Origin of the sequence: Nocardia sp. NRRL S-836 (assembly GCF_001279525.1) — a bacterium.
In the GTDB taxonomy this organism is placed as follows: domain Bacteria; phylum Actinomycetota; class Actinomycetes; order Mycobacteriales; family Pseudonocardiaceae; genus Lentzea.
On sequence record NZ_LGDY01000025.1, the window covers coordinates 117,527 to 143,090 of the forward strand.

The window sequence follows — 25,564 nt, forward strand, 5'->3', positions numbered from 1 at the left end:
GCCGCGCCGTTCGTCGTTAGGCTCACCGGGGTGAGCACCACGCCCAGTCTCGAGGCTCTGCTGCGCATCGGACCGTTCCACGCGGCGCTGAGAGCGGCGATCCGCAGGCGTGGGCTCACCCTGGAACGGCTGCGGACGCGGCTGGCCCAGCACGACGTGGCGGTCGCGCTGTCCACGCTCAGCGACTGGCAGCAGGGCCGGGTCCGGCCGGTGTCACCGAAGTCGCTGCGGGCGGTCGCGGTGCTGGAGGACCTGCTCGACGTCCCGCCGCGCTCGCTGCGCACCCTGCTGGAGCAGACCGGCCCGAGCGGCTGGCCGGACGTGGTGCCCGGCATGATGCCCGGCTTCGACGCCAACGACCTGGAGGTCGTCGCCCGCCACGACCGCGTGTTCGTCGACGCCGACCGGCACGCCACCCGCGCCGAGGTGAAGATGGTCGTCCGCGCGCACACCGACGGCGTCGACCGCTACAACGCGCACTACTACGGCGACGACGTGGTCCGCGTGACGCACGAACCCCTGCGCAACTGCCGGGCCGGCCAGACCGTGCTCGAAGACCGCACGACCGTCGAGGAGCTGCTGTTCGACCGGCCGCTGCGGCTGGGCGAGACCTGGGTGTTCGAGTACACGATCCACGACCCGACCCGCGTCGACAGCATCGAGTACGCCCACGGCGTGCGGTGCTTCCTCGCGCAGAGCCTGATCGAGGTGCACTTCGACCCGGCGGCACTGCCCGCCGACCCGCACGTGTACCTGCAGGACTGGGAGGAGACCGAGCCGCACCGCACGATCGACCTGTCGCTCGACCACACGCACTCGGTGCACCACTTCGAGTCGAACGTGTCGGTGAACTGGGTCGGCATCCGGTGGAGCTGGGCGTAGGTCCGGCAACGAGAACGGCCAAAGGCTCCCGAAAACGCGGATCGCCGGTTAGCGTGCGCTGGTGCGGTTGCCGTGGAGAGCAGCGCCCAGGGCAGCGCTGTCGAGTCCGCTCACCCTGCTGGTGAGCATCGTGACGACGTTGTTGCTGGGCTTCGTGGTGGCCGCGGCCGTGCTGCACTCGTCGGCGGCCGGCAGCGCGGCGCTCGCCTACCAGCAGGGCCGTGTCTGTCCACAGTCGATGCACCCCTCGCTCGACGGCGACCGGATGCCGCTCGCCACCGCGGTGCGGACGGCCACGACGAACGGCGGCCTGGGTGCGGTCTACACGAACATCGGGCGCCCTGACTTCACCGGTCTCGCGACCTACGGGCGCTTCGGGTACCGGCCGGGCGCGACCGAGCACCTGACCGTGCTGCGCGGCGGCGGCACCGGGTTGTGGGTGCCGCAGACGATCGCGACCGCGGCGAAGGTGGACGTCGGCGACCGGCTGGTCGGCTCGCCGCTGGTCGTGAGCGCGATCTACGCCGACCTCGCGCACCCGGTGGCGGACTGGTGGTGCTCGGAGTCGAAGACCGTGGTGCCGAACCCGCTGGGCGGTGACGGCGACAGCACGTCGGTGATCTGGGTGCCGCGGGTGGCGGACCTGGCGCTGCTGCCGGCGGAGTTCACCGGTGCGGCGTCGGTGTCGATCAGGTTCCCCACCGAGCCGGTGCGCACGATCGCCGAGGCGGAGGCGTTGCGGGACAACGGCAACGCGCTGCTCGCCCGGCTCAACCTGCCGCTGACCAGGACCGATCTGCTCAGTGCGGTGGTCACGGCGGCGCGCACGTCGCGGGACAACGTCGGGTCGGCGCTGCTGCCGCTGGTGGCGGTGAGCCTGCTGGTGGGGCTCGCCGGTGTCGGCACGGTGACGGTGCAGTGGGCCCAGCGCAGGCATTCCGAGCTGCGGCTGCTGTGGGTGCGCGGCGCGAGCCCGCTGGCGCTGGGCGTGCGCGGGGTGCTGGAGCTCGGGCTGCCGCTGGTCCTCGGCGGGCTGCTGGGGCTGGTGGCCGCGCGGGTGCTGCTGCCGCTGTACGGGCCGGGTACGGCGCTGGCACCGGGAACGCTGTGGACGGCGCTGGGCGCGGTGCTCGCCGTCGTGCTGCTGAGCCTCGCGGTCACCGTGCTGACGGCGTGCTGGAAGACGCACCGCACGTTCCAGGGACGGCCGCGGCGGTGGCGGCTCGCGGCGCTGCCGTGGGAGCTCGCCGTCGGCGGGCTCGCGGTGCTGGCGTGGGTGCGGCTCGCGCGAAACGGGCTGGGCACCCGGCCCAGGGTCGGTGAGCTGCCCAGGATCGACGCGGCGGCGCTGACGTTCCCGCTGCTGGTGGTGCTGGCGGCGGCGCTGCTCGCGACACGGGTGCTGCGCTGGTCGCTGACCTGGTCGCACCGCGTGCGGTGGTGGCGGGTCCCGGCCGCGCAGCTGGCGGTGCGCCGGCTCGCCGCGGCCGCCGGGCCGGTCACCGGCGTCGTGCTGGTGGGGGTGCTGGCGGTCGGCACGATCGCGGTCGGCAGCTCCGTGGCGGGCGCCCAGCAGTCGGCGCTGGACGCGAAGTCCGCCGTGTACGTGGGCGCGAACAGCACCGCACAGGTGTCGCAGGACCTCGCGACCGGGCGGGTGACGCTGCCGGAAGCGTTGCGCGGCACCACGACCCTGGTCGGGGTGAGCTCGGGCGCGCTGGTGGTGGACCCGGCGACGTTCACCGACGCGGCGATCGTCGACGACCCGGCGCGGGTGCGGTCGGTGCTGTCCGGGCTGGGCAGGACCGGTGCGGTCGCGTCGGCGGTGCGGATCGGGCGGGCGGCGGACCAGGAGATGCAGTTCCCCGGCCTGCCGCTGCTGAAGCCGGCCGAGTCGCTGCCGTCGTTCCCGAAGCTCGGCACCCGCGGGTACGTGGTCGCGCGGGCCGCCGTGACCGCGCCGGAGCAGGTCGGGTCGTGGCACCTGTGGTCGTCGCTGCCGCTGGGCGCGCTGACCGCGGAGCTGCAGAAGGCGGGGGTTCACTACACGAACGTCGCCGACCGCGCGAAGGTGCTGGACGGGCTGCCGTTCCTGACCGTGCAGTGGACGTTCGGGTTCGTGGCGGCGATCGGCGTGGTGCTGGCCGTGGTGGCGGCGGTGGCGCTGCTGCTGGCGATCGAGGTGCGGCGGCGGCAGAACGCCGTGTCGGGCGCGCTGTCGACGCGGATGGGCCTGCGGCCCGCGGTGCTGTGGTCGAGCCACCTGCTGGAGGTGGGCGCGATCGCGGTGGTGGCACTGGTGATCGGTGCGGTGGCGTCGTTCGTGAGCGCCGGTGCCGCGGTGCCCCGCCTCGATCCCGCGCCGTGGCTGAACCCGGCGCCGGTGCTGCCGGACCTGGTGCCGCTGCTGGGGTTGATGGTGCTGTGCGGCGGCCTGGTGGTCGCGGTGGCGGCGTGGCTTGCGTTGCGTGGTGTGCGCACCGCGCGGATGGGAGAGCTGCTCAGGTGATTCGCGCTTGTGGCGTCGGGGTGTCGTACGGCGCGGTGCGGGCGGTGACGGACATGTCGCTGCGCATCGCGCCTGGGCTCACCGTGCTGTCCGGGCCGTCCGGGGCGGGCAAGTCCACGTTGCTGCGGGTGCTGTCGCTGGTCGAACGGCCGTCCGCCGGTGAGGTCTACGTGCGCGACCGGCCGACCTCGCGGCTGTCGTGGCGGGAGCTGCGGGCGTTGCGGCGCAAGGAGATCGCGGTGGTGTTCCAGAACCCGGCCGACAACCTGATCGGCCACCTGACGGTCGGCGAGAACCTGCGGGCCGCCGGCGCGACCGACCTGGCTCTGCTGGACCGGCTGGGGCTGGGCGGCTCGGCGGCGTGGCGGATCGGGGCGTTGTCGGGCGGGCAGCAGCAACGGCTGGCGTTCGGGTGCGCGCTGGCGCGCGGCGCGTCCGTCGTGGTGGCGGACGAACCGACCTCGCAGCTCGACGCGCGCTCGGCCGACCTGGTGCTGGAGACGCTGCGGTCGTTGCCGGTGCCCGCCCTGGTGGCCTCGCACGACCCGCGGCTGGTCGAGCTGGCCGACCTGTGCGTGCCGCTGGTGGCGTCGTGATCAGCGCGGCCGGGGTGCGGCGGTCGTTCGGCGGCGTCGAGGTGCTGCGCGGGGTCGACCTCGCGGTGTCCCCCGGCGAGTTCGTGACGCTGAGCGGGCCGTCCGGGTCGGGCAAGACGGCGCTGCTGGCGATCCTGTGCGGCTTCGACGTCCCCGACGCCGGGTCCGTCCGGCCGGGACCGGTGGCGTGGTCGGCGTGCGCGGTGCTGCCGCAGTCGCTGGGCCTCGCGACCGAGCTGACGCTGGAGGAGAACGTCGCGTTGCCGTTGCGGCTGCGCGGACTTCCGACCGACCCGGTGGCCGGCGTGCTGGCGGAGCTGGGGATCGCGGACCTCGGGTCCCGCTACCCGGCGCAGGTGTCGTTCGGGCAGCAGCAACGGGCGGCGCTCGCGCGTGCGGTCGTCGCCCGGCCGTCGGCGCTGCTGGCCGACGAACCCACGGCGCACCTGGACGCAGTCAGCGCCGACGCGGCGATCGCGTTGCTGCGCGGGGTCGCCGACGACGGCGCCGCGGTGCTGGTCGCCACGCACCACGACGCCGTCCACGCCGCTGCCGACCGGGTGCTGGAACTGGCGGACGGCCGGATCGGCACCGGGCTGCGGCGCACGACGACCTGAGGCCGGCTCAGCCCTGGTTCGCGGCGAACAGCGACCTCAGGTTCCGCTCGATCTCCGGCGGGATGGTGTCGTAGGCGTGCGGCGGCTGCGGGTCGTACTCGATGCCGACCTGCACGGTCTGCGCGACCGCCGTGCCGAACTCCCGTTCCACCAGCTGCAACGCCATGTCGATGCCCGCCGACACCCCCGCGCCGGTCACGACCTTGCCGTCGAACACGACCCGCTCGGTGCACGCCTGCACGCCGCGCACCGTCAGGTCGTCCCGCGCGGCCCAGTGCGTGGTCGCCCTGGACACCACGCCAGCCTCGGCGAGCAGCGTCGAGCCCGTGCACACCGACGTGGTCCACTTCGTCGTCGGGTGCACCGCCCGCAGCCACTCCACCAGCTCGGCCGAGTGCGCGAGGACCTCCCTCCAGTGCCCGGAACCCGGCACCACGACGACATCCGCCGACCTCAGCGTGGCGAACGTGTCGGTCGGCAGCACGGTCAGGCCGTTGTCGGAGCGGACCGGGTCGAGCGTCCGCGCGACGAACCGCGGCGTCACCACCGGCACGCAGCCGAGGACCTCGAACGGCCCGACCAGGTCGAGCGCGGTCATGTTCGGGTAGAGCACGTACGCGACGTCCATCAGGCCACCCCCGTGGTCCGGAAACGGGCGCGGTAGCTGCCCGGCGACACGCCGAGCACGCGCAGGAAGGCCCGGCGCAACGTCTCGGCCGAGCCGAAGCCGCTCTCCCGTGCCACGAGGTCCAGCCCGTCACCGGTGCTGGCCAGGCGGTCGGCGGCGGCCTCGACGCGGGCCCGTTCGACGTACTGCGCGGGCGAGATGCCGACATTGCGCGAGAAGACGCGGGCGAAGTGGCGGACGCTCATCATCGCCCTGCGCGCCATCACCGGCACGGTCCACTCACGGGTCGGGTCGGCGTGGATCGCGTCCAGCAACGCCCGCAGCGCGTCGTCGGACACCGGTGGCGTGCGGGTGTGCACGCTGAACTGCGACTGGCCGCCGGAGCGCTGCAGGAACACGACCAGGTACTGCGCGATCCTGCGGGCCAGCGCCGGCCCGTGGTCCTGCTCGACCATCGCGAGCGACAGGTCGATGCCCGCGGTCACCCCCGCCGACGTGGACACCTGCCCGTCGCACACGAAGATCGCGTCCGGCTCCACGTCGACACCGCGCGCCGCCAGCTCCCCGGTGAACGCCCAGTGCGTCGTCGCCTTCCTGCCCTGCAGCAGCCCAGCCCCCGCCAGGACCACCGCACCGGTGCAGACCCCCGCGACCCGCCGCGACTTGAGCGCGAGCCGCCGCAGGTTCGTCGTGAGCACCGGGTCGCACGCGGCCTCGTCATACCCCCAGCCGCCGACCACGAGCAGCGTGTCGATGGGCCGGTCGAGCGTGCGCAGGTCCGCTCCTGCCTCGATCCGCACCCCCGCTGTCGCCGTGAACGGTTCTCCCCCGAGCGTGGCCACGGTGACGCGGTAGCGCTGGTCCCCGTGGTTCGCTGCCTGGAACACCTCTACGGGCCCCGCCAGGTCCAGCAACGCCGTGCGGTCATAGCCGACCACAACTACTTCCCTCAGATTCCCCACACCTCCACTTTCCTCATCCCCCGCAGAGGCGGCAACGCCATTCCGCCCTCTCATTCGGCCACGGCCGAAGTGCACGCGGGGGGCTTCCGCACCGTCCTGGCGCACGAAAGGCCTCCGCGTGCGGCCACGGCGAGGGGCGGGAGCGGCTCGGTAAGCTGGTGCGCGATGCGCAGAGTTCTCCCGCTGATGGTGATCGTGGTGCTGGCGATCCTGCTGGTCGTGAGCGACCACCCGTTCCCGCCGCCGTCCGACGCCGACCGCGAGTCCAGGACCGCGGTGGTGGCGCTCGGCGACAGCACCCTCTCCGGTGAGGGCGCCGGTTCCTACGAGCCGGGCACGAACGGCGAGGAGGGCGGCAACTGGTGCCACCGCTCCAGCGAGGCGTCGATCATGAAGGCGCGGTTCGAGGCCGACGAGCGGTTCAACCTGGCGTGCTCGGGCGCGAACTCCGACCGGCTGCGCACCGAGCAGCTGCCGTCGTTGCGCAAGATCGCCGGTTCGCACCGGGTCGTGGCGCTCGTGGTGGCCATCGGGGCGAACGACGACCCGAAGTTCGCGGACGTCCTCAACACGTGCGTGCAGGCGTGGGGTGCCCGCAACGACTGCACGTCGCGGGTGGCTCCGGAGTGGACCAAGCGGGTCGCGAAGATGGTCCCCAAGGTAGAGAACACGCTGCACGCCATCCGCCAGACCATGCGTGACTCGGGCTACCTCGACTCGTCCTACCAGCTCGTCGTGCAGTCCTACGCGGCGCCGGTCGCGCCGGACATGGCGAAGTCGCTGCAGAACCTCTCCGGCTGCCCGCTGCGCACCGCCGACCTGCGGTGGGTCGTCGACGAGGGCGTGCCGGAGCTCTCCAACAGCCTGCGTGCGGCGGCCGCGAAGGTCAACGCCCGGTTCCTCGACCTCGCACGGGCCGGTGAGGGCCACGAGGCGTGCGCGGGCGGGTCGTCATCGGACGAGGAGTGGTTCACCCGGCTCGCGGTGGACTGGGACGGGCTGAAGGACGACCGGCGGTCGGCGCACGCGTTGCAGGAGTCGTTCCACCCCAACGCCCGCGGCCACCAGCAGTTCGCGAACTGCCTGAGCGAGTTCCTGGCCGCGGGCGCACGCGACGGGGCGTGCGTGCCGAAGCTCGACGGCACGCTCGGGCTCACCACCGAAAGCTGACCTCGCGCGGCCAGCCGGGATCGCCGGTGTGCGCGAACCGGGCCCACGCCCGTGCGATGTCGCCGCGGAACATGGCGGGCACGTCCGCACCGTGGTGCGCGGGTGTGCGGGCGTACACGGACCGGTAGGCGTTCGCCTCGTCGGCCAGCCGGGTCGTGGGGCGCTGGAACAGGTCCACGTCCTCGTCGGCGGTGTGGCAGGTCAGCACGTCGACGTCGTACGGGCCGTCCAGCGGGCTGCGCGGCAGGGTGTCGCCGTCGATGATCGGCTGGTACAGCACGACGTCCGCCGGCTTCTCGCGCTGGGTCGTGGCCGCTTCGGCCGGTGTGAAGAACCGTCCGGCGAGGCTGTGCAGGACCGCCCGGTGGAACAGGCCTTTCGCGGCGGGCATGACCATGAGGCTGGCGACGGCCTGGGCGCCGGAGGACTGGCCGGCGACCGTGACGTTGCCGGGATCGCCGCCGTACCGCGCGATGTTGCGCCGGACCCACCGCAACGCCGAGACGATGTCGAGCAGCCCGCGGTTGTGCGGAAAGCCTTCCACGGCACCGTATCCGTCCTCGGCGAGGCGGTAGTCGCAGCTGACGAACACCACCCCGAGGCCGGCCAGCACGTCACCGGCGTACTCGGGTTGCGCCGACGTGCCGGTGGTGTTGGCGCCACCGTGCACCCACAGCAGCACCGGTCCGTCCCCTGTGGACCAGACGTTGAGCGTGTGCCGGTCGCCGAACGCGCCGGTCGGCTCGCCGTCGTGGTCGACCGGCGGGCGGAGGCGCAGCTCCCCCGCCGCCGGTTCGGCGTAGCGGATGCCCAGGTGCGCGGTCAGGCCTGCACCGCCAGCGGGACAGACGGCAGCACGCGCAGGTTCGCGGCCGCGCGTTCCAGCTGCGACAGCACACTCGGTCGCAGGCTCGCGATCTCCTGGTCGGCCGCGGGTCCCGCCGACTCCTGCAGCAGCACCTGCATCGGGTGCTCGCCCTCGGCCTCGGCGACCGCGAGCACCCGGAAGCTGGTGCCGGGCGGGAAGACGACGCGTTCCTCGGTGGCCACCGCGACCCGGTCGGCCACCTCGACCCTGCGGCCGTTCACCGACCACAGCAGGTACTCGACCGCGCCCTCGACGCGCTGGGTGGGGTTCGCGACGGCGTCGAGCAGCCCGTGCTCGACCAGGACGTCACCACTGCGGTAGCGACGCGGTCCGGTCGGGCCGCTGGCACCCCAGACCGTCACCACGCCGCTGTGCACGGGCAGGCGGTTCAGGCCGGAGACGATGCACGCGACGTACGGCCGCAACCGCCCGAGGCGGCCCATCCTGAGCGTCTCGACGACCATCTCCTCGTCCTGCGACACGCACGCGAGCAGTGCCGTCAGGTCGGTGACCATCGCCTCGAACGCCGCCGGGTCCTCCTCCGCGTCCGGCCGTTGCGCCAGCAGCCGGCACACGGTCGCCGCGTGCACGCCGTAGCGTTCGCCCAGCGCGCGGCGGACGGCGTCGCGTTCGACCTCGGAGCTGCTGTGGTCGGGTGCCACGATCTCGCGTTCACCGCTGTTCTGCGAGGGGAGCTCCCACGAGGCCAGCGGCTGGGCGGGCAGCGGGCCGTCGACGCGGAACCGCACGGCGGCGGCATCCGGGTCCGACGACGGGTAGGCGGCCTCCTCGGGCTCGGTCAGCGCGTGCGACGTCACCGCGGCCATGGCGGGACCGGGATCGGCGGTCACGACACCGAAGGCGGGCCGCGTCGGCGGCTCGGCGTCGGAGGTCACGGCACCGAAAGCGGGTCGCGTCGGCGGCTCGGCGTCGGAGGTCACCGCGCCGAAGGCCGGGCGGACCGGCGCGTCGGAGTCGACCGGCACACCCGCGAACAACGGCCGCGAGGACTCGGGTTCGGCGAACGCGGACCGCACCGGCGGGTCGGCGTCGACCGGGATCCCGGCGAACGTGGCCCGCGGCGGTTCCGGCTCGTAGGCGGGCCGCGGCTCGCGGTTGGCCGTCACCCCGCTGCCGAACGTGGGCCGCACCGGCTCCGGTTCGATGCTCGCGTACGCGGGCCGTTCCGGCTCGGCCGGTGTCACAGCCGCGAAGAACCCGGTGCCGTTGTCCGCGGAGTCCCGCTGCGACAACGCGTGCGCGGCCGCACCCAGCGCCGCCGCGATGTTCGTGCCCTGCCCGGTGGTGGACCCGAACCCGGCCCTGCCTCCCGGCCCGGTGTTCCCTTCGGCCCCGGTGCCCGCACCTAACGCCGTGTCATGCGCAGCGCCCGTGCCGGACGGCGTGCTCGACCCGAACGCCGTGTTGCGCCCGCTGCCCGTGTCGGACGGCGTGCCCGACCCGAACGCCGTGTCGCGCCCGGCACTCCCACCGAACGCCACGTCATGCGCGGCACCCGCGCCGGACGACGTGCCCGACCCGAACGCCGCGTCGCGCCCGGCACTCGCACCGAACGCCACGTCGTGCCCGGCACCCGTGCCGGACGGCGTGCCCGACCCGAACGCCGCGTCGTGCCCGGCGCTCGACCCGAACGCCGCGGTGGGCGCGGTGGCCACGCCGGACGCCGTGCTCGTGCCGAACGCGGCGCCCGGCTCGGCCGCGTGCGCCGGAGCGGCGTGCTGCGGCACGGACGGCGGAGGCGGTGGCGGCGGGGACACCTCGGCGTCGCAGAACACGACCCGCAGCAGCTTGCGCACCTCGGGCTCAAGGCGTTCCACGAGGGCGGCGCCGTGCACCGCGACCGCACCGGGCGTCGTGCGCCCAGGGGTGCCCACGGTCAGCCGCGCCCACTCCGGGTCGACGGCCTGGGACCGGACCTCGGCCGCGTTGTACGGCTCGTCGTGCTCACGCACCCACAGGCCGGAGGGCACGACTTCGAGCACAACGCCGTCACCGAGCGAGAACACGCCCGGCGAGACCTCGTTCAGCCCCGGCACCGGCGCGCGGTAGCCGGACACGACCGGCACGCTCTCGTGCGGGATGCACTGCACCTCGGTCACGAACGGCCGCCACGTCTGCTGCCCGCGCGGGTCGACCGCGATCACCGCGGGACCGCCGCTGCGCAGGTTGCCGACCGGCAGGCCGGTGAACATCGCGATCGGCTCACCCAGCTCGTCGGCGACGAGCCGGCCGAGCGAGGCGTCGATGCCGTAGGGCACCAGCCGCACCCGCGACCGCGCCGCCTGGGGCAGCGCGGTGAGCAGGCGGCAGACCTCCTCGGTGGGGATCGCCGACTGGCCGGGACCGCCGACGACGACGGTCAGCACGTTGTCGCGGCACGGCAGCGCCACGATCGGGCGGGAGTCCGGCGCGGCCGGGTCGAACGGCGGCTGCTGCGCGCGCAGCCACAGTCCGGACGGGACAGGTTCGGAGATGCCGATCTCACCGGTCGGCCACGGCGAGTTCGGGTCCATCGCCTCCCACTGCGGCACCGGGAAGCGGCGGCCGAACGGCATCGGCGAGGCGTTCGGCTGGAACCGCAGCCAGCTGCCGTAGCCCTGGGTGCCGACGACGAACGCGGCACCCGGCACGGTCGTCAGCACGCCGTCCGGTGCCACGACCTCGGCCTGCAACTGCTCGGCCAGCCACTGCGCGGGCGCGGTGGGACGCATCGTGCCCGCGTGCGAGACCGCGAGCCGGATCGGGCCGCGGCCGCTGAGCGCGGTCACGACGTGCGGCCAGAACGTGGTCTGGTCACCGCTGGGGAAGTCGACGACGACAACGGTGCGGCCGCGGTCGGCCGGCAGCGTGCGGGCGAGCCCGGTCGCGCCCTGGCTCGGGCCCTCGGGAGCGGAGACGACGAGCGTGGCACCGACGAAGTTCGCCGCGAACGGTGTCCGCTGCGGCAACGGTTCCGGCTCGTAGTCGTACTCGTAGGACCGGTCCGGTGCGGCCACGACCGGCTCGACCGGCTGCAGCGCCTGTTCCTGGGCCTGTGAGTGCACCTGCTGCACCTGTTGCGTCTGTTGGTCGCCGCGGGCGGCGGCACGTCGGCCCATCAAGCGCCTGATCACCTCCGTGCCATCCCGTTCACTCGCCCTTTCGGTGTAACCGGGCAACGGTCGTGCACGCTATCAAGAGGCGTACTTGCTCCGTCACCCAGTCAGGTTATTTGGTGTCATCCGATCGATACCCACACCGCGGTCGCCCGTCCACACACCCCGTGCGGGCCGATGATGGCCGACGCGGAGTACGCCTTGCGCCCGTCCCGGCCAAGCTCCCACGCCAGGAGCACGTGGTCCACGTCCAGTTCGACCGGCTGCTCCACTTGGGCGACGAAGGTGCCGAGCACGAACGCGGGACCACCGTCGGGTGCCACCGGCTGAGCCGACGGGCAGTCGAGCGCGGCCCAGACGACCTCCGGCAGGACGTGCCGCCCGTCGTTCGGCAGTACGGCGGACGGCCGCCACACCCCGGCCCACTCCGCGCGCCCGTCCAGCGGCCCGAGCAGCGCGCCGATGCCGTCGTCACGGCCGGGACCGCAGCCGAAGCACGTCGGGAACGGGTGGTTGTCGCGCCACGGCACCTTCGCGGCCGCCGCACGGGCCTCCTCCAGGGTCGGCGCCGGCGGCACCGCGAGGTCGAGCGCCGCGGGCTGCGCCGAGGCGATCACGACGTCGCCGTCGAGCAGCTCACCGTCGCGGACCTGCATCTCGCGGTCGAGCGGCACCGGCTTGCGCAACCGCACGCTGACCGGACCGGCGCCCACGTGCGCGGCGAGCCGGCCGCAGACGTACCCGCCGTTGCCCGTTCCCGGCGGCCCGTTGAACCGGCTGCCGATCGTCACGGTGCTCATGTCTGGTCCCCTTCCAGGTACACCCACTGGCCGTTCTCCCGGACGAACCGGCTGCGTTCGTGCACGACACCGCCGACGTAGTGCGCCCGGAACTCCACGACGCCCTCGTTCTGGAGCAGTCCGCCGTTCTCGGTCGACAGGATCTCGAGCTTCAGCCAGCGGTCGTTGTCGCCCGTTCCCGCGGTCGACGGCCGGTGCCGCGAGTGCCAGGTGCGCAGCAGGTAGTCCTCATCGGACACCGCGAAAGCGCTGTAGCGAGAACGCATGAGCTGCTCCGCGGTCGCCGCCTTGCGGGCGCCCGAGTGCAGCGCGCCACAGCAGTCCACATAGGACTGGCCGGTGCCGCAGGGACACAGTTTGTTGTTCACGTGCACATTGTGCCTGGTGAACCCGATAGAACCGATGGCGCACCGCGTACGTACCCCCTGTCAAGACTGACTCGCGGGAGGCATAGGAGGCCGCACGTGACCGTCGAGAGCAGGGTGGACCTGGTTCCGCTGCGCACGTGGTTCGGGCTGCGCTGGCGCGGCTACGACCGCGCCGAGGTGGACGACTACGTCGCCGAACTGGAGGCCGAGCTGCGCCTGGTGACCGCCGACCGGGACGCGTCGGAGGCCCGTGCCGACGCGCTGGCCAGCAGGTTGATGTCGGTGCAGGAGGAGAACGCGGCACTGCAGGACGGGCTGCACCGCATCTGCCTGACCCCGATCGACCCCAAGGGCCTGCCCGAACGGCTCGCGCGCATGGTCGCGCTGGCCGAGGAGGAACGCCGCGAGGTCATCAGGGACGCGCAGCTCAGGGCGTTGATGATCGTCGGCGAGGCCGAGGCCCGCGCCCGCGGGCTCGAGGAGGAGGCGGCGGCCAAGCGCGAGGAGGTGCGCGAGGACTTCCGGCTCGCCATGTCCGCCCGCCGTGCCGAGGCGATGCGGGCACTCGCGGAACTGCGTGACGTGGCGCTGGACGAGGCCGAGCGGATCGTCGCCGAGGCCAGGGTGCGACGCGCCGGAATCGAGCACGACAGATGACCTGGGCCGGTTGCCGGACTGTCGTGAACGGAGGTTCTCCGGCTGACTGATCGACGCGAACCCGAAGCTGCCGACCGCCGTCGCGCAGGCCTGTGGACGTCACCGGGCTCGGTGTGCTTGAGCCGGTGACGTGGGAGGTCGTCCGCGCTAGTCGCCGTCGTGGAAGTCCGGCACGGTCGTCCCACCCGACTGCCAGTCGGGCCGGATGACCGCGTAGCCGACGGAGTCGTGCCGGGTGCCGTCCGCGTCCGGCCACGCCCTGCGGTAGTGCGCTTCCTTGACGTACCCGCACTGCCGCAGGACGCGGCGCATCGCCACGTTGTCCTGCCTGGTCGTGGCCTCGATCCGCTCGACGTGGGCCAGCTCGGTGAAGACCTTGTCGGTGAGCCAGCGCACCGCGGCGCGGCCGAGGCCCCTGCCGCGGTGCCGCCCGCTGATCCGCAGGTCGAACATCGGCGTCTCGTCACCCAGGTCGAACAGCCGGACGACGCCGGCCCGCACGCCGCCGACCTCGATCCAGTACGTGTCGTCGTAGTGGCCGTCCCGCACGCGGTCGAGCACTCCGGCGCGGTCCACGGTGGCGTTCGCGTGGAACGGCCACGGCTCGCCGGCGAGGAAGTCGGCCAGTGCCTCCGCCTCGCCGGCGTCGAACCGCCGGAACAAGCTAGTCCCTCTCGATCAGGTGGCCCACCACGTCCGGGCCGGGATGCGTGTGACCCGACCCGTCACGGCGCGGGTCGACGGCGGGCAGCTCGACCGGCGTGCCCTTGTCGTCCGCACCGGCCGGCCGGGAACCGATCCACGCCAGCACCAGGTGCGTCTCGCCCTTGAGGAACCGCTGCGACCGCACACCACCGGTCGCGCGCCCCTTGGCCGGGTACTCCGAGAACGGCGTGACCTTGACGCTCTGCCCGCTGGAGGTGACCACCATCGGCTCGCCGTGCGCGTCGTCGCCGGTCTTGATGGCACCGAAGAACACCACGTACGCGTCACCGCTGAGGTTGATGCCCGCCATGCCGCCGCCCTTGAGGCCCTGCGGCCGCACCAGCTTCGCGTCGTAGCGCAGCAACGACGAGTCCGAGCTGATGAACGCGAGCGTCTCCGTGCCGTCGTCCAGCCAGGTCGCGCCCACGACCTCGTCGCCGTCCTTGAGCGTGATGACCTCGAACTCGTCCGACCGCACCGGCCACTCCGGCGCACACACCTTGACCGTGCCGAGCTTCGTGCCGAGCGCGATGCCCGGCGAGTCCTTCGGGTCGAGCGGTGCGATGCCGACGACCTTCTCGCCCTTCTGCAGCGGCACCAGCTCGCTGGCCGCCATGCCACCGCGCAGGCTGACCGTGCCGCTCTGCTCCGGCAGCACCGGCAGCGGCAGCACGTCGGTCTTGAACGCCCGGCCCAGGTTCGTGATCAGCACGACCTGCCCGCGCGCCGTGGAGTGCACCACCGCGGACACCGCGTCGTGCTTCACCCGGCCCGCACGCCGCTTGCCCTCCGACGCCTCCTCCGACTCCGCCGCGGTGCGCGCGACGAGCCCGGTGGCGCTCAGGACGACCTGGCACGGGTCGTCCGCGACCTCCAGCGGCCCGGCCGGCTTCGACGCCGCCAGCACCTCCTTGAGGTCACCGTCGATGAGGCTCGTCCTGCGCTCGCCGCCCAGCTCCTTGGCCACGGCCGCCAGCTCGCTCGACACGAGCTTCTTCAGGACGCCCTCGTCCTCCAGGATCGCCGTCAGCTCCGCGATCTCCCTGGAGAGCTTCTCCTGCTCGCCCTCCAGCTCGATCTTGTCGTACCGGGTGAGGCGGCGCAGCGGCGTGTCGAGGATGTAGGACGCCTGGATCTCCGACAGCTTGAACTGCTTCATCAGGCCGTCCTTGGCGGCAGCGGCGTTCTCACTGCCCCGGATCAGCTTGATGACCTTGTCGATGTCGAGCAGCGCCTTGAGCAGGCCCTCGACCAGGTGCAACCGCTCCTCGCGCTTGCGCCTGCGGAACTTCGTGCGCCGCGTGACGACCTCGTAGCGGTGCTTGAGGAAGACCTCCAGCAGCTCCTTGAGCCCGAGCGTCTGCGGCTGCCCGTCGACCAGCACCAGGTTGTTGATGCCGAACGACTGCTCCATCGGCGTCAACCGGTACAGGTCCGCCAGCAACGCCTGCGGGTTCACCCCGACCTTGCACTCGATGACGAGCCGGATGCCGTTCTCGCGGTCGGTGAGGTCCTTGACGTCCGCGATGCCGGTGAGCCGCTTCGACTTGTTGACCTCGTCGGTGATCTTCTCGACGATCCGCTCGGCCCCCACGCCGTACGGCAGCTGCGTGACCGTGATCGCCTGCCGCCCCCTGCTGCCCTCCAGCAGCCCGATCTCGACCTTGGCCCGCATCCTGACCACGCCGCGCCCGGTCTCGTAGGCCTTGCGGACCTCGTCGAGCCCCAGCAGCATGCCGCCGGTCGGCAGGTCGGGACCGGGCACGAACTCCATGAGCTTGTCGAGGCTCGCGTCCGGGTGCGAGATCAGCCACCGCGCCGCCCCGACGACCTCGCGCAGGTTGTGCGGGATCATGTTCGTCGCCATGCCGACCGCGATGCCGGACGTGCCGTTGACCAGCAGGTTCGGGAACGCCGCCGGAAGCACCGACGGCTCTTCGAGCGACCCGTCGTAGTTCGGCCGGAAGTCGACGGTCTCCTCGTTGAGCTCACCGACGAGCTGCATGGCCACCGGCGACATGCGGCACTCGGTGTACCGCGCGGCCGCGGGCCCGTCGTCGGGCGACCCGAAGTTGCCGTGCCCGTCGATGAGCGGCTCGTTGAGGCTGAAGTCCTGCGCGAGCCGGACCAACGCGTCGTAGATCGCCGTGTCACCGTGCGGGTGGTACTTGCCCATGCAGTCGCCCGTCACACGCGCCGACTTCACGTACGCGTGGTTCGGCCGGTACCCCTGCTCGTGCATCGAGTAGAGGATCCGCCGGTGCACCGGCTTGAGCCCGTCCCGCGCGTCCGGCAACGCCCGCGAGTGGATGACCGAGTACGCGTACTCCAGGTACGAGTCCTCGATCTCGGTCTTCAGCGAGTTGTCGAGCACCGTCGCGCCGGCCCGGTCGAACGCGGCGGGGTCGACCTTGGTCGTGGATCCCTTGCGGCGTGCCATGAGTCTTGTTGCTCTTTCTCAGCAGGAGGTGGTTCGGAGGTCTGTGGTGCGCCGGTGTCCGGCGGCGGTGCGCTGGTCCGGGGGCCGGGCGAGTCGGCTCGGCAACGCCGGGGCGGTGCGGAGGCCCGGTGGACGCGCGAGCCGCGGGAAGGCGCGGGCGGCCGGGCCACGCACGGCGCGGGCCGGCTGTCCGGGCGTGTGGCAACCGCTCGACGCCCGATCAGCCACACCCGCCCCCGTGCGACGGCCGACCAGCCCCGGCTCAACCTCCACCGGGCCCCACGGCCGTGCCGCGGCGGACACCGCGCGTGTCACTTGCGTTGTCACAGCTCGATGTCCTCCTTCCACGAGCGACGAGCCGGGTGCCCTACAGGTCGATCGCCGCCTGGTCGACCCGCGCGGCCGACTCGACGAGCCAGTTGCGGCGCGGTTCGACCTTCTCGCCCATCAGCAGTTCCAGCGCGATCTCGGCGGCCTCGACGTCGTCCATCGTGATGCGGCGGACCGCCCGGGTCGCGGGGTTCATCGTGGTCTCCCACAGCTCGTCCGCGTCCATCTCGCCGAGCCCCTTGAACCGCGGCACCGGCGTCACGACCTGCTTGCCGGCCTTCTCCAGCTGCGCGACCTTCTGCTCCATCTGGCGCTGGGTGAAGGTGAAGTGCGTCTCGGGGTTGCGGCCGCGGGTCATGACCTTGTGCAACGGCGGCATGGCCGCGTAGAGCCGGCCGCTCTCGATGACCGGGCGCATGTACTTGGCGAACAACGTGATCAGCAACGTCCGGATGTGGCTGCCGTCGACGTCCGCGTCGGCCATCAGGATCACGCGGCCGTAGCGCATCTGCGCGATGTCGAACGTGCGGCCGGTGCCGGCGCCCAGTACCTGGACGATGGAGGCGATCTCGGCGTTGCGCAGCGTGTCGGCGAGCGAGGCCTTCTGGACGTTGAGGATCTTGCCGCGCAACGGGAGCAGCGCCTGGTACTCGGACACGCGGGCCATGCGCGCCGAGCCGAGTGCGCTGTCGCCTTCCACGAGGAACAGCTCCGACCGCGACACACCTGTCGTCCGGCAGTCGACCAGCTTCGCGGGCATCGCCGCGCCCTCCAGCGCCGTCTTGCGGCGGGCGGCGTCCTTCTGCTGCTTCTGGGTCAGCCGGACGCGCGAGGCGTCGACGACCTTCTGCAGCACGGTCTTGGCCTCGACCTTGGTCTTGCGGTCCTCGGTCCAGGCCCGCACCTGCTGGTCGACGATGCCCTGCAGCACCTTCGTGATGCCGGCGGTGGAGAGCTCGTCCTTGGTCTGCGAGGTGAACTGGGGTTCGGGGATGCGCACGTGGACGACGGCGGTCATGCCTTCGAGGACGTCGTCCAGGGTGGGCGGGTCCTCCTTGGGCTTGAGCAGGCCGCGGGTCTTGGAGATGGCGTCCTGGACGGCCTTCAGCACGGCGCGGTCGAAGCCACGGCGGTGGGTGCCGCCGTGGACGTTGCGGATGGTGTTGGTGAAGCACTCGACGGTGCGTTCGTAGCCGGTGCCCCAGCGCAGGGCGACCTCGACCTCGGCTTGACGCTCCACTTTGGACCGCATCACGCCGTTCTCGTCGGCGGCGTTCTCGTAGTAGGTGCCGGAGCCGGTGATCACGAGGGTGCCGGAGACGGCGCGGTCGCCGGACGGGGCCAGGAAGTCGACCATGTCGGTCAGGCCGTTGGGGTAGTGGAAGACCTCTTCGGAGATGTTGTCTTCCAGCGCCGTGCGCAGCACGTAGGTGACGCCGGGCACGAGGAACGCGGTGTTGCGCAGCTTCGTCCGGACGGCCTCGACGTCGAGTGCGGCGCCGTTCTCGAAGTAGCGGGCGTCGTACCAGTAGCGGATCGAGGTGCCGGTGGACTCGGTGCGCTTCATCTTGCCGACGACGTTCAGGCCGGACTGGCGGGTGAACCTGGCCTTCGGGCCGGGGCCGTCGAACACACCGGGAACGCCGTGGGCGAACGACATCTCGTGCACCTTGCCGGCGCGGCGCACGGTGACGTCGAAGCGGTGGGAGAGGGCGTTGACGGCCGAGGCGCCGACGCCGTGCAGGCCGCCGGAGGTCTTGTAGCCGGAGCCGCCGAACTTGCCGCCCGCGTGGAGCTTGGTGAGGACGAGTTCCACACCGGACAGACCGGACTTCGCGTGCACGTCGGTCGGGATGCCGCGGCCGTCGTCGTCGACCTGGACGCTGCCGTCGGCGTGCAGGGTGACGGTGATCCGGGAGGCGTGGCCGGCCACGCCCTCGTCGGTGGAGTTGTCGACGATCTCGCTGAAGAGGTGGTTGATGCCCCGGCTGTCGGTGGACCCGATGTACATGCCTGGCCGCTTGCGGACGGCCTCCAGACCTTCGAGGTGCGTCAGGTCGTCGGCCCCGTACAGGGTCTCTGCGGTCACGGGTATTTCTCCCAGCTTGTGTGCGGACTGCCAGCAGGGTATCCGCACGGTCGGACACTTTTTTGCATGCGGCCCGCCTCGGACGGCCAAACCGCCCTGGGTGGTGCGTCACATCGAGGCTCAAGCACGCCGCGAGGACCCTCTGAGCTGCGAAAACACAACGCTTCAACCCAAACGAGAAGAAACTCGCGCATATCGCGCGCGCAAGCGCGTTCCGCAGGCCGGATACCCGAGCACGTGCGGCCGCAACCCGGCATCCGGAGCTGCGCGGTTTCGGCGTCCTATGTGGACACGAGGACGGGCGGGAGGCAGGTCGGCGGCGCGCGGGCCCGAGGTTGCGCGCGAGACCGTTCCGAGACCTTCCCGAAACGGACCCGTGAACCGGGATGAACACCGGCACGTATGCCCCGGTGTCGGAACGGACGACCGGGACGGAGTGATCACGTGCGGCACGGTGTGGACCCGGGTCTCTTCCAGCAGACCGCGCACAGCCCGTCCTACTTCGAGCTGGCGCGCACCGGCGTGGGAGAGCCGGAGGCGTCCATCCGGCCCAACGTGGTCGTGGTGAAGAGCCTCGGCAAGAACTTCGGGCCGCACGGCATCCGGTTCGGCCACCTGGTCGCGAACCCAGGGTGGACCGACCACCCGAGTCACTCCGGCGAACCGTCGCCGCTGAAGCACAGCGCCTAGCCCCTTCGGGCGTCGAACTCATTTCTCCGAAAGGTTGCCCAGAGATGTCATCACCGCACGTCCTCAGCGGTCGGCGCGGCCAGGTGGCTGCGGCCGCGCTGGTGGCGGCCACACTGCTCAACGCGGCGTTGTTCGGCGGCACCAACGCCACGGCGTCCTCGCACCGCGAGGCACCGCTGATCGCGGGTGACCCGGCCGTGGACAACACGGACCTGTACGCGTTCGTCAGCCCGGACCACAAGGACACCGTCACGCTGATCGGCAACTGGTCGCCGTTCCAGGAGCCCAACGGTGGTCCGAACTTCTTCCCGTGGGCCACGGACGCGCAGTACGACCTCAACATCGACAACGACGGCGACGCGAAAGCCGACGTGGTGCTGCGCTGGCAGTTCCACAACGACGACCGCCGCAAGAACAACACGTTCCTCTACACCAACGGCGTGGTCGACTCGCTGGACGACGAGAACCTGCTGTTCCGCCAGCGCTACGACATCGAGGCGATCTACGAGAACGGCCAGAAGGTCAAGCTCGTCAACGACGCCCCGGTCGCGCCGTCACCGAACGGCGCGGCGTCGATGCCGGACTTCAAGAAGCTGCGCGACCAGGCGACCGTGCAGATCCCCGGTGGCGGCAAGGTCTACGTCGGTCCGTCGGAGGACTCTTTCTTCCTGGACCTGCGGGTGTTCGACCTGCTCTACGGCGGCAACCTGAGCGAGGTCGGGCAGGACACGCTGCGCGGCTACAACGTCAACACGATCGCGATCCAGCTGCCCAAGCACGCGCTGGCGTTGAAGAACGACGTGCACCGCAACCCGAACATCGGCGTCTGGAGCACGACGCAGCGCCGCACGATGAAGCTCTCGCCGGGCAAGGCGGAGGCGGTCGGTGACTTCGTGCAGGTCTCACGGCTGGGCAACCCGCTGGTCAACGAGGTCGTGGCACCCGCGGGCCTCAAGGACGCGTTCAACGGCCTGCGCCCCGACCAGGACGCCGGCGTGAAGGAGCTGGTCGACCGGGTGGTGAACCCGGAGCTGCCGAAGCTGGTCGAGGCGATCTACAAGATCCCGGCGCCGAAGGGCCAGCGCGACGACCTGGCGGAGATCTTCCTGACCGGTGTCACGAAGAAGCTCGGCGGGCAGATCGACGCCGACCTGAACTCGCAGATCAACAACGCCGACGTGGACCCGAAGCGGTTCCGGCCCTCGGAGATGCTGCGGCTGAACATGATGATCGACCCGAACCCCAACCCGAACCGGCTGGGCCTGCTCGCCGGTGACACGCAGGGCTTCCCGAACGGCCGCCGGCTCACCGACGACGTGGTGGACATCGGCCTGCAGGCGTTCGAGGGCGCGGCGGCCTCCGGCAAGCTCGTGGAGGCACTCGCGGCCGGTGACAAGGTCGACCAGAACGACCAGCCGTTCGAGGCGAGCTTCCCGTACGTGGCACTGCCCCGCAACGGCACGGCCGTCAACGCCTCCGGCACCACCGCCGAGGTCGCGGTCAACCCGGTCGGCAAGATCGGCAGCCTCGACCCGATGGCGATGACCACCGCGGTCGGCTCGGCACTGGTGTTCGGCGCCGGCTTCTTCCTGTGGCGCAAGCGCCAGGCCCACATCCGCAAGTACGGGTCGCACTCGAGGTGAAGTACCAGCAGCGGCAGGCCGTCGCGGTGGGTCTCCTGGTCACCGCGGCGCTTGTCCACCTTGCCGCCCCCGGTCCTGCCGACAGCAGGGCCGGGGGCGCGCCCCCTGTTCCCGTGGTGGCGCAGCAGAACGAGATGCACCGCGTGGTGCACCAGCTGCAGCAGCGCCTGCACCGGGTGCCCGACGACACCTCGTCGTGGGCGCGGCTCGGTGCGTCCTATGTGGAGTTGGCCAGGGTCACGGCCGACCCGTCGTACTACGCGAAGGCCGAGGGCGCGTTGCGCAACGCGGGCGACACGGGCCTGGCCGCCGTCGGCATGGGCACGCTGGCCAACGCCCGCCACGACTTTCACACGGCCCGCGACCAGGCCAGGAAGGCCATCGCCGCGATGCCCGGCTCCGCCGAGGCGTACGGCGTGCTGGCCGACGCGTTGACGCAGCTCGGCGACGACGCGGGCGCGCAGGACGCGGTGCAGAAGATGCTGGACCTCAAACCGGGCACGGCGTCGTTCGCCCGCGCCTCCTTCCACCTGGAGCTCCACGGCGACGTCGACGGCGCCCGCGCCGCGATGACCCGCGCGCTGACCGCGGCCGCGACGCCCGAGGAGATCGCTTTCTGCCGGTACCGGCTGGGCGAGCTCGCGTTCGACCACAACCGGCTCGACGAAGCCGCTCAGCACTACGAGCAGGGTCTGGCGGCGAGAGGAGACGACATGACCCTCACCCAGGGCAAGGCGAAGGTCGCGGCGGCACGGGGCGAGGTCCCGGTCGCGATCGAGGACTACCGCAGGCTCGTGGCGCGCGCTCCCCTGCCCCAGTACCTGCAGGAGTACGCGGAGCTGCTGGAGGCCGCCGGCCGCGGCGGCGAGGCGGCCAGGCAGTACGAGGTGCTGTCGGAGCAGCAGCGGTTGATGGAGTCGCAGGGCGCCTCCGACGACCTCGCCGCGGCGCTCGTGGCGGCGGACCGCGGTGACGGCGTGCAGGCGTTGCGCCGGGCCGAGACCGAGTGGAGCAAGCGGCAGAGCGTGTTCGTCGCCGACGCGATGGCGTGGGCGCTGCACGTGAGCGGACGGGACGCCGAAGCGTTGACCTACTCCGACCGGGCCGCCTCGCTGGGCTGGCAGAACGCGACGTTCTCCTACCACCGCGGGATGATCCTGGCCGCGCTCGGCCGGGTCGCCGAGGCGCAGGAGGCGCTGGTGCACGCGTTGCGGCTGAACGCGAACTTCTCGCCGTTGCAGGCGCTGAAGGCGGGCCGCAAGCTCGCCGAGCTGCGGGGCGGCCGGTGAGGTACGCCGTCATCGGCGCGTTGCTGCTGGCCGGTTTCCTCGGCCTGCAGGGTGAGGCGTTCGGGCACCCGCTGGGCAACTTCAGCGTGAACCACTACCACGGCCTGCACCTGCACCCCGACCGGATCGACCTGAGGACGGTGGTCGACGTCGCGGAGATCCCGACGTTGCAGGAGAACCTGAAGGACCGCGACGCCGGACGCTGGTGCGACGAGGTGGCCGGCAGCGACCTGTCCTCCGTCGACGGCCGCCGCATCACCTGGACCGTCTCCAGCGCCACCAAACAGCACCCGGTCGGCCAGGCGGACCTGGTCACCACCCGGCTGGTCTGCGAGCTCACCGCCAAGGTCGACCTCGGCCGGCCGGCCCGCCTGGAGTTCCACGACTCCTCGGCCGCCGACCGGGTGGGTTGGCGGGAGATCACCGCGGCCGGCTCCGGCGTGCGGCTCACCGGCTCGCCGGTGCCCACCGAGAGCATCAGCGACGAGCTGCGGACCTATCCGGAGGACCTGCTCAGCAACCCGCTCGACGTCCGGACCGTCGCGTTCACCTCCCAGCCGGGCACCGGGTCGGAGCCGAAGCAGGCCACCGGTTCGCCGATCCAGTCGTTCAGCACGACCGCGGCCGCCCTCAACGACATCCTGGGCAGCGACGAGCTCACACCGTGGCTCGGGTTCCTGGCGGTGCTGCTGTCGCTCGTCCTCGGCGCCTCGCACGCCGCGTTGCCCGGTCACGGCAAGACGCTCATCGCCGCCTACCTCGCCGGCCGCCAGGGCACGCCGAAGGACGCGCTCGTCGTCGGCGCCTCGGTCACCGTGACGCACACCGGTGGCGTGCTGGTGCTCGGCCTGGTCATCAGCGCCTCCAGCGCGCTGGCCGGCGAGCAGGTGCTGCGCTGGCTCGGACTGGTCAGCGGCCTGCTGATCACGGTCATCGGCGTCGTGCTGCTGCGCTCTGCGCTGACCCGCGAACTCACCCTCGTGAGCGCCGGGCACGGCCACGGACATGGACACGGTCATGGACACGGGCACGGTCATGGACACGGGCACGGTCATGGACACGGGCACGGCTACAGCCGGGCGAACCTGATCGGCATGGGCGCCGCCAACGGCCTGGTCCCGTCACCCTCCGCGCTCGTCGTCCTGCTCGGGGCGATGGCGCTGGGCCGGACGTGGTTCGGCGTCCTGCTCGTCCTGGGCTACGGGTTCGGCATGGCCGCCACCCTCACCTGCGTCGGCCTGCTGCTGGTGAAAGCCCGCGACCGGGTCGGCCGACTTCTGGAGGGCCGTGCGACAAAACTGCTCTCGCATTACGCACCCGTCGGCACAGCGGCGATGGTGCTCGTCGTCGGCGGCTGGCTGACATTGCAGAACGTATAAATCACACCGATGTAAGAAGGGCCCGCATTCGGTCGGAATGCGGGCCCTTCTCCATCGTTCGGTCCTCTACATGTTCGCCACCACGAACGCCTTGCCCTCGCTGTTCTCGATGGCCACGGACTTCACCTTGTCGAGGGGAACGCTGACCATGCCCCGCACGGTCACCCCCTCGACCCGGCCCTTCTCGCTCGAGGTCCACACGTGGGCCTCCGACTTCGTCCCGTCGGCGCCGATGACGACGAGCTTGCACTTCTGCGCCGCGGGCAGGCCGTCGACCTTCGCCGTGACCAGGTAGCGGTCCTGCGAGGACGGTGCGACCTCCGCGACCAGCCTGATCGGCCCCGAGGTCCCCTCGCCGCTGACCGATGCGGAGACCGCAGCGTCAGGTGCCCGGTTCTGCATGAACACCGCGCCGCCACCGAACGCCACCACCGCGGCGACGGCCGCGGCGGCGAGGTAGCCCGGCCAGCGCCGGGGCTTGGCGTGCTGCGGCTCGGGCAGCTCCTCCACCGGCCGCGGGCTGGCTCTCGGCTGCGGGTCGGACACCCGCGGCTGCGGGATGACCGACTCCTGCCGGATCTGCCGCAGCGCACGCTGCAGCACCAGGTCCGACGGCGTGGGCTGGTCGGCTTCGAGCTCGTGCAGGAACGCCTCACGGGGCACCTCGTCGAGCACCACGCGGATCCGGCGGAAGTCGGCGACCTGCGCACGGCAGGGCCGGCAGCCCATCAGGTGCTGCTCCACGCCATGGCTCTCATGCGCGTCCAGAACGCCGAGCGCGTAGCAGCCAAGTGTGACCGCATCGTGCGCGCCAGCTGTCATACGACCTCCTCGTCGTCCCGAATCGACCCCCGCGGCGAAACGGTGTCACAAGGAAAACGGGCGGATAGGAGTGCTTGGTTCAGCGCGCGAACGGGTTGAATCCGAATTGCCCATAACAATGGCATTACGTAACCACCCGACTACCGATCACCGGCGTGCTGAGCTGGGCATTTCACTCGATCGGCGGACTCAAGCGCACCGGTCCGGCTACTGACACGTCTTTCGACGAACTACCGGTCGATCTTCGGACTCGATGAACACGGCGAGGCCGTCGAGCACGCGCGCGAGACCGAACTCGAACTCGTCCAGCGGGCGTTCGAACCCGCCCGAGTTCCAGATGTGGGTCATCATCGGCAGCCGCTCCGGCGTGAAGTGCTCCCACAGCGTCTCGCGGCCGTTCCACCAGTCCTCCTCGGACACACCCGTCTCGCGTTCGGCCTGCACGCGGTCCGCCATCGTCCGGCCGACGCCGTCGACGAACTGGGCGACCGTGGTCACCACCGCCACGATCTCCTCCGGCCGCAGGCCGAGGTCGGCCACGACGGCGTAGGCGGCGTCGTGGCGGGTCGTGGAGTGCGGGCCCGGTATCCGGCGCGAGGTGGCCAGCTGCAGCATCCACGGGTGCGCGCGGTACATCGACCACATCTGCCGCGCGAAGAACTCGAGCCCCTCCCGCCACGGCCCCGGCGGCGCCGGTTCGGTCTCGCCCCACACCGCGTCGACCATCAGGTCCAGCAGCTCGGACTTGCCGGGCACGTGCCGGTAGAGCGACATCGTCGTGAAGCCCAGCGTCTCGGCCACCCGGCGCATGGTGAGCGCCTCGACGCCTTCGGCGTCGGCCACCTTCACACCGGCCTCGACCACGCGCGCCTGGCTCAGGGCGGCCCTGGGCCCTCTGGTCGGCTCGGCCTGCGGCTCCCACAACAGGCGCACGCTGCGGTCCCGGTCGCTCTGCTTCACCCAGCTCCCCTTCGCACCCCGCTTGCCGTTGAATCCTAGAACCG

The 25,564-nt window shown here is 71.8% G+C and carries 21 protein-coding genes; 10 read left to right on the top strand and 11 right to left on the bottom strand.

Annotated features, from left to right (window positions below; all coding sequences use genetic code 11):
- Positions 1-30: 30 nt before the first annotated feature.
- The 4 genes from ADL03_RS05425 to ADL03_RS05440 all read left to right on the top strand — a co-directional run bounded on the left by ADL03_RS05425 (position 31) and on the right by ADL03_RS05440 (position 4,604).
- Positions 31-882, top strand: a complete 852-nt coding sequence (locus tag ADL03_RS05425; protein WP_053732250.1) for a helix-turn-helix domain-containing protein — start codon at positions 31-33, stop codon at positions 880-882.
- Between the two features lie 61 nt (positions 883-943).
- Positions 944-3,391 (top strand): ABC transporter permease, encoded by a 2,448-nt coding sequence (locus tag ADL03_RS05430; RefSeq protein WP_157528013.1) that lies wholly within the window; start codon positions 944-946, stop codon positions 3,389-3,391.
- Positions 3,388-3,987, top strand: coding sequence for an ABC transporter ATP-binding protein (locus ADL03_RS05435; protein ID WP_197288106.1), 600 nt, complete (start codon positions 3,388-3,390; stop codon positions 3,985-3,987). Before ADL03_RS05430 ends, ADL03_RS05435 begins: the two co-directional genes overlap by 4 nt.
- On the top strand, positions 3,963-4,604 hold the full coding sequence (locus ADL03_RS05440) for an ATP-binding cassette domain-containing protein (protein ID WP_082372901.1): 642 nt from the start codon (positions 3,963-3,965) through the stop codon (positions 4,602-4,604). The genes ADL03_RS05435 and ADL03_RS05440 overlap by 25 nt, the downstream gene beginning before the upstream one ends.
- 7 nt (positions 4,605-4,611) lie before the next feature.
- On the opposite strand, the gene ADL03_RS05445 is transcribed toward ADL03_RS05440, so the two are convergent.
- Positions 4,612-5,232 carry a DJ-1/PfpI family protein gene (locus tag ADL03_RS05445; RefSeq protein ID WP_053732253.1) on the bottom strand — a complete coding sequence of 207 codons (621 nt, stop codon included), beginning with the start codon at positions 5,230-5,232 and terminating at the stop codon, positions 4,612-4,614.
- A complete protein-coding gene (locus tag ADL03_RS05450; protein ID WP_053732254.1) occupies positions 5,232-6,170 on the bottom strand; it encodes a GlxA family transcriptional regulator in 939 nt (312 codons plus the stop codon). The genes ADL03_RS05445 and ADL03_RS05450 overlap by 1 nt, the downstream gene beginning before the upstream one ends.
- Positions 6,171-6,359: 189 nt before the next feature.
- Here ADL03_RS05450 and ADL03_RS05455 point away from each other — a divergent pair, with 189 nt between their 5' ends.
- Positions 6,360-7,364 (top strand): GDSL-type esterase/lipase family protein, encoded by a 1,005-nt coding sequence (locus ADL03_RS05455; protein ID WP_053732255.1) that lies wholly within the window; start codon positions 6,360-6,362, stop codon positions 7,362-7,364.
- Here the strand turns inward: ADL03_RS05455 and ADL03_RS05460 are convergent.
- The 4 genes from ADL03_RS05460 to ADL03_RS05475 all read right to left on the bottom strand — a co-directional run bounded on the left by ADL03_RS05460 (position 7,348) and on the right by ADL03_RS05475 (position 12,516).
- Positions 7,348-8,190 (bottom strand): carboxylesterase family protein, encoded by an 843-nt coding sequence (locus tag ADL03_RS05460; protein WP_082372910.1) that lies wholly within the window; start codon positions 8,188-8,190, stop codon positions 7,348-7,350. The two genes, ADL03_RS05455 and ADL03_RS05460, sit on opposite strands and share 17 nt — an antisense overlap.
- Positions 8,187-11,297, bottom strand: a complete 3,111-nt coding sequence (locus ADL03_RS48145; RefSeq protein ID WP_197288107.1) for a hypothetical protein — start codon at positions 11,295-11,297, stop codon at positions 8,187-8,189. The genes ADL03_RS05460 and ADL03_RS48145 overlap by 4 nt, the downstream gene beginning before the upstream one ends.
- Positions 11,298-11,470: 173 nt before the next feature.
- Complete coding sequence (locus ADL03_RS05470; RefSeq protein WP_082372903.1) at positions 11,471-12,148, bottom strand: hypothetical protein; 678 nt, start codon at positions 12,146-12,148, stop codon at positions 11,471-11,473.
- Entirely contained in the window at positions 12,145-12,516 is a 372-nt protein-coding gene (locus tag ADL03_RS05475) for a YchJ family protein (protein ID WP_231641537.1), read from the bottom strand. Before ADL03_RS05475 ends, ADL03_RS05470 begins: the two co-directional genes overlap by 4 nt.
- Before the next feature lie 96 nt (positions 12,517-12,612).
- Here ADL03_RS05475 and ADL03_RS05480 point away from each other — a divergent pair, with 96 nt between their 5' ends.
- Positions 12,613-13,173, top strand: coding sequence for a DivIVA domain-containing protein (locus ADL03_RS05480; RefSeq protein WP_053732258.1), 561 nt, complete (start codon positions 12,613-12,615; stop codon positions 13,171-13,173).
- A 147-nt stretch (positions 13,174-13,320) separates the two neighbouring features.
- On the opposite strand, the gene ADL03_RS05485 is transcribed toward ADL03_RS05480, so the two are convergent.
- The 3 genes from ADL03_RS05485 to ADL03_RS05495 all read right to left on the bottom strand — a co-directional run bounded on the left by ADL03_RS05485 (position 13,321) and on the right by ADL03_RS05495 (position 18,737).
- On the bottom strand, positions 13,321-13,836 hold the full coding sequence (locus tag ADL03_RS05485) for a GNAT family N-acetyltransferase (protein ID WP_053732259.1): 516 nt from the start codon (positions 13,834-13,836) through the stop codon (positions 13,321-13,323).
- Position 13,837: 1 nt separating this feature from the next.
- The gene (locus tag ADL03_RS05490; RefSeq protein ID WP_053732260.1) at positions 13,838-16,318 is read right to left on the bottom strand and encodes a DNA topoisomerase (ATP-hydrolyzing) subunit A; all 2,481 of its coding nucleotides are present in this window, start codon (positions 16,316-16,318) and stop codon (positions 13,838-13,840) included.
- A gap of 367 nt (positions 16,319-16,685) precedes the next feature.
- Positions 16,686-18,737: a type IIA DNA topoisomerase subunit B gene (locus ADL03_RS05495; protein ID WP_053732261.1), complete on the bottom strand. Its 2,052-nt coding sequence runs from the start codon at positions 18,735-18,737 to the stop codon at positions 16,686-16,688.
- 444 nt (positions 18,738-19,181) lie between these two features.
- Here ADL03_RS05495 and ADL03_RS05500 point away from each other — a divergent pair, with 444 nt between their 5' ends.
- From ADL03_RS05500 to ADL03_RS05515, 4 genes are read left to right on the top strand one after another with little or no spacing between them, the layout of a single operon-like run.
- Positions 19,182-19,427, top strand: a complete 246-nt coding sequence (locus ADL03_RS05500; RefSeq protein WP_053732262.1) for a hypothetical protein — start codon at positions 19,182-19,184, stop codon at positions 19,425-19,427.
- Positions 19,428-19,471: 44 nt separating this feature from the next.
- Complete coding sequence (locus ADL03_RS05505; RefSeq protein WP_053732263.1) at positions 19,472-21,070, top strand: DUF4331 domain-containing protein; 1,599 nt, start codon at positions 19,472-19,474, stop codon at positions 21,068-21,070.
- Entirely contained in the window at positions 21,067-22,359 is a 1,293-nt protein-coding gene (locus ADL03_RS50445; protein WP_197288108.1) for a tetratricopeptide repeat protein, read from the top strand. Before ADL03_RS05505 ends, ADL03_RS50445 begins: the two co-directional genes overlap by 4 nt.
- Positions 22,356-23,738 (top strand): nickel/cobalt transporter, encoded by a 1,383-nt coding sequence (locus tag ADL03_RS05515; RefSeq protein ID WP_197288109.1) that lies wholly within the window; start codon positions 22,356-22,358, stop codon positions 23,736-23,738. Before ADL03_RS50445 ends, ADL03_RS05515 begins: the two co-directional genes overlap by 4 nt.
- Before the next feature lie 66 nt (positions 23,739-23,804).
- On the opposite strand, the gene ADL03_RS05520 is transcribed toward ADL03_RS05515, so the two are convergent.
- Positions 23,805-24,560 carry an anti-sigma factor gene (locus ADL03_RS05520; RefSeq protein WP_157528018.1) on the bottom strand — a complete coding sequence of 252 codons (756 nt, stop codon included), beginning with the start codon at positions 24,558-24,560 and terminating at the stop codon, positions 23,805-23,807.
- 207 nt (positions 24,561-24,767) lie between these two features.
- The gene (locus tag ADL03_RS46570; RefSeq protein WP_053732266.1) at positions 24,768-25,520 is read right to left on the bottom strand and encodes a TetR/AcrR family transcriptional regulator; all 753 of its coding nucleotides are present in this window, start codon (positions 25,518-25,520) and stop codon (positions 24,768-24,770) included.
- Between the last annotated feature and the right edge of the window lie 44 nt (positions 25,521-25,564).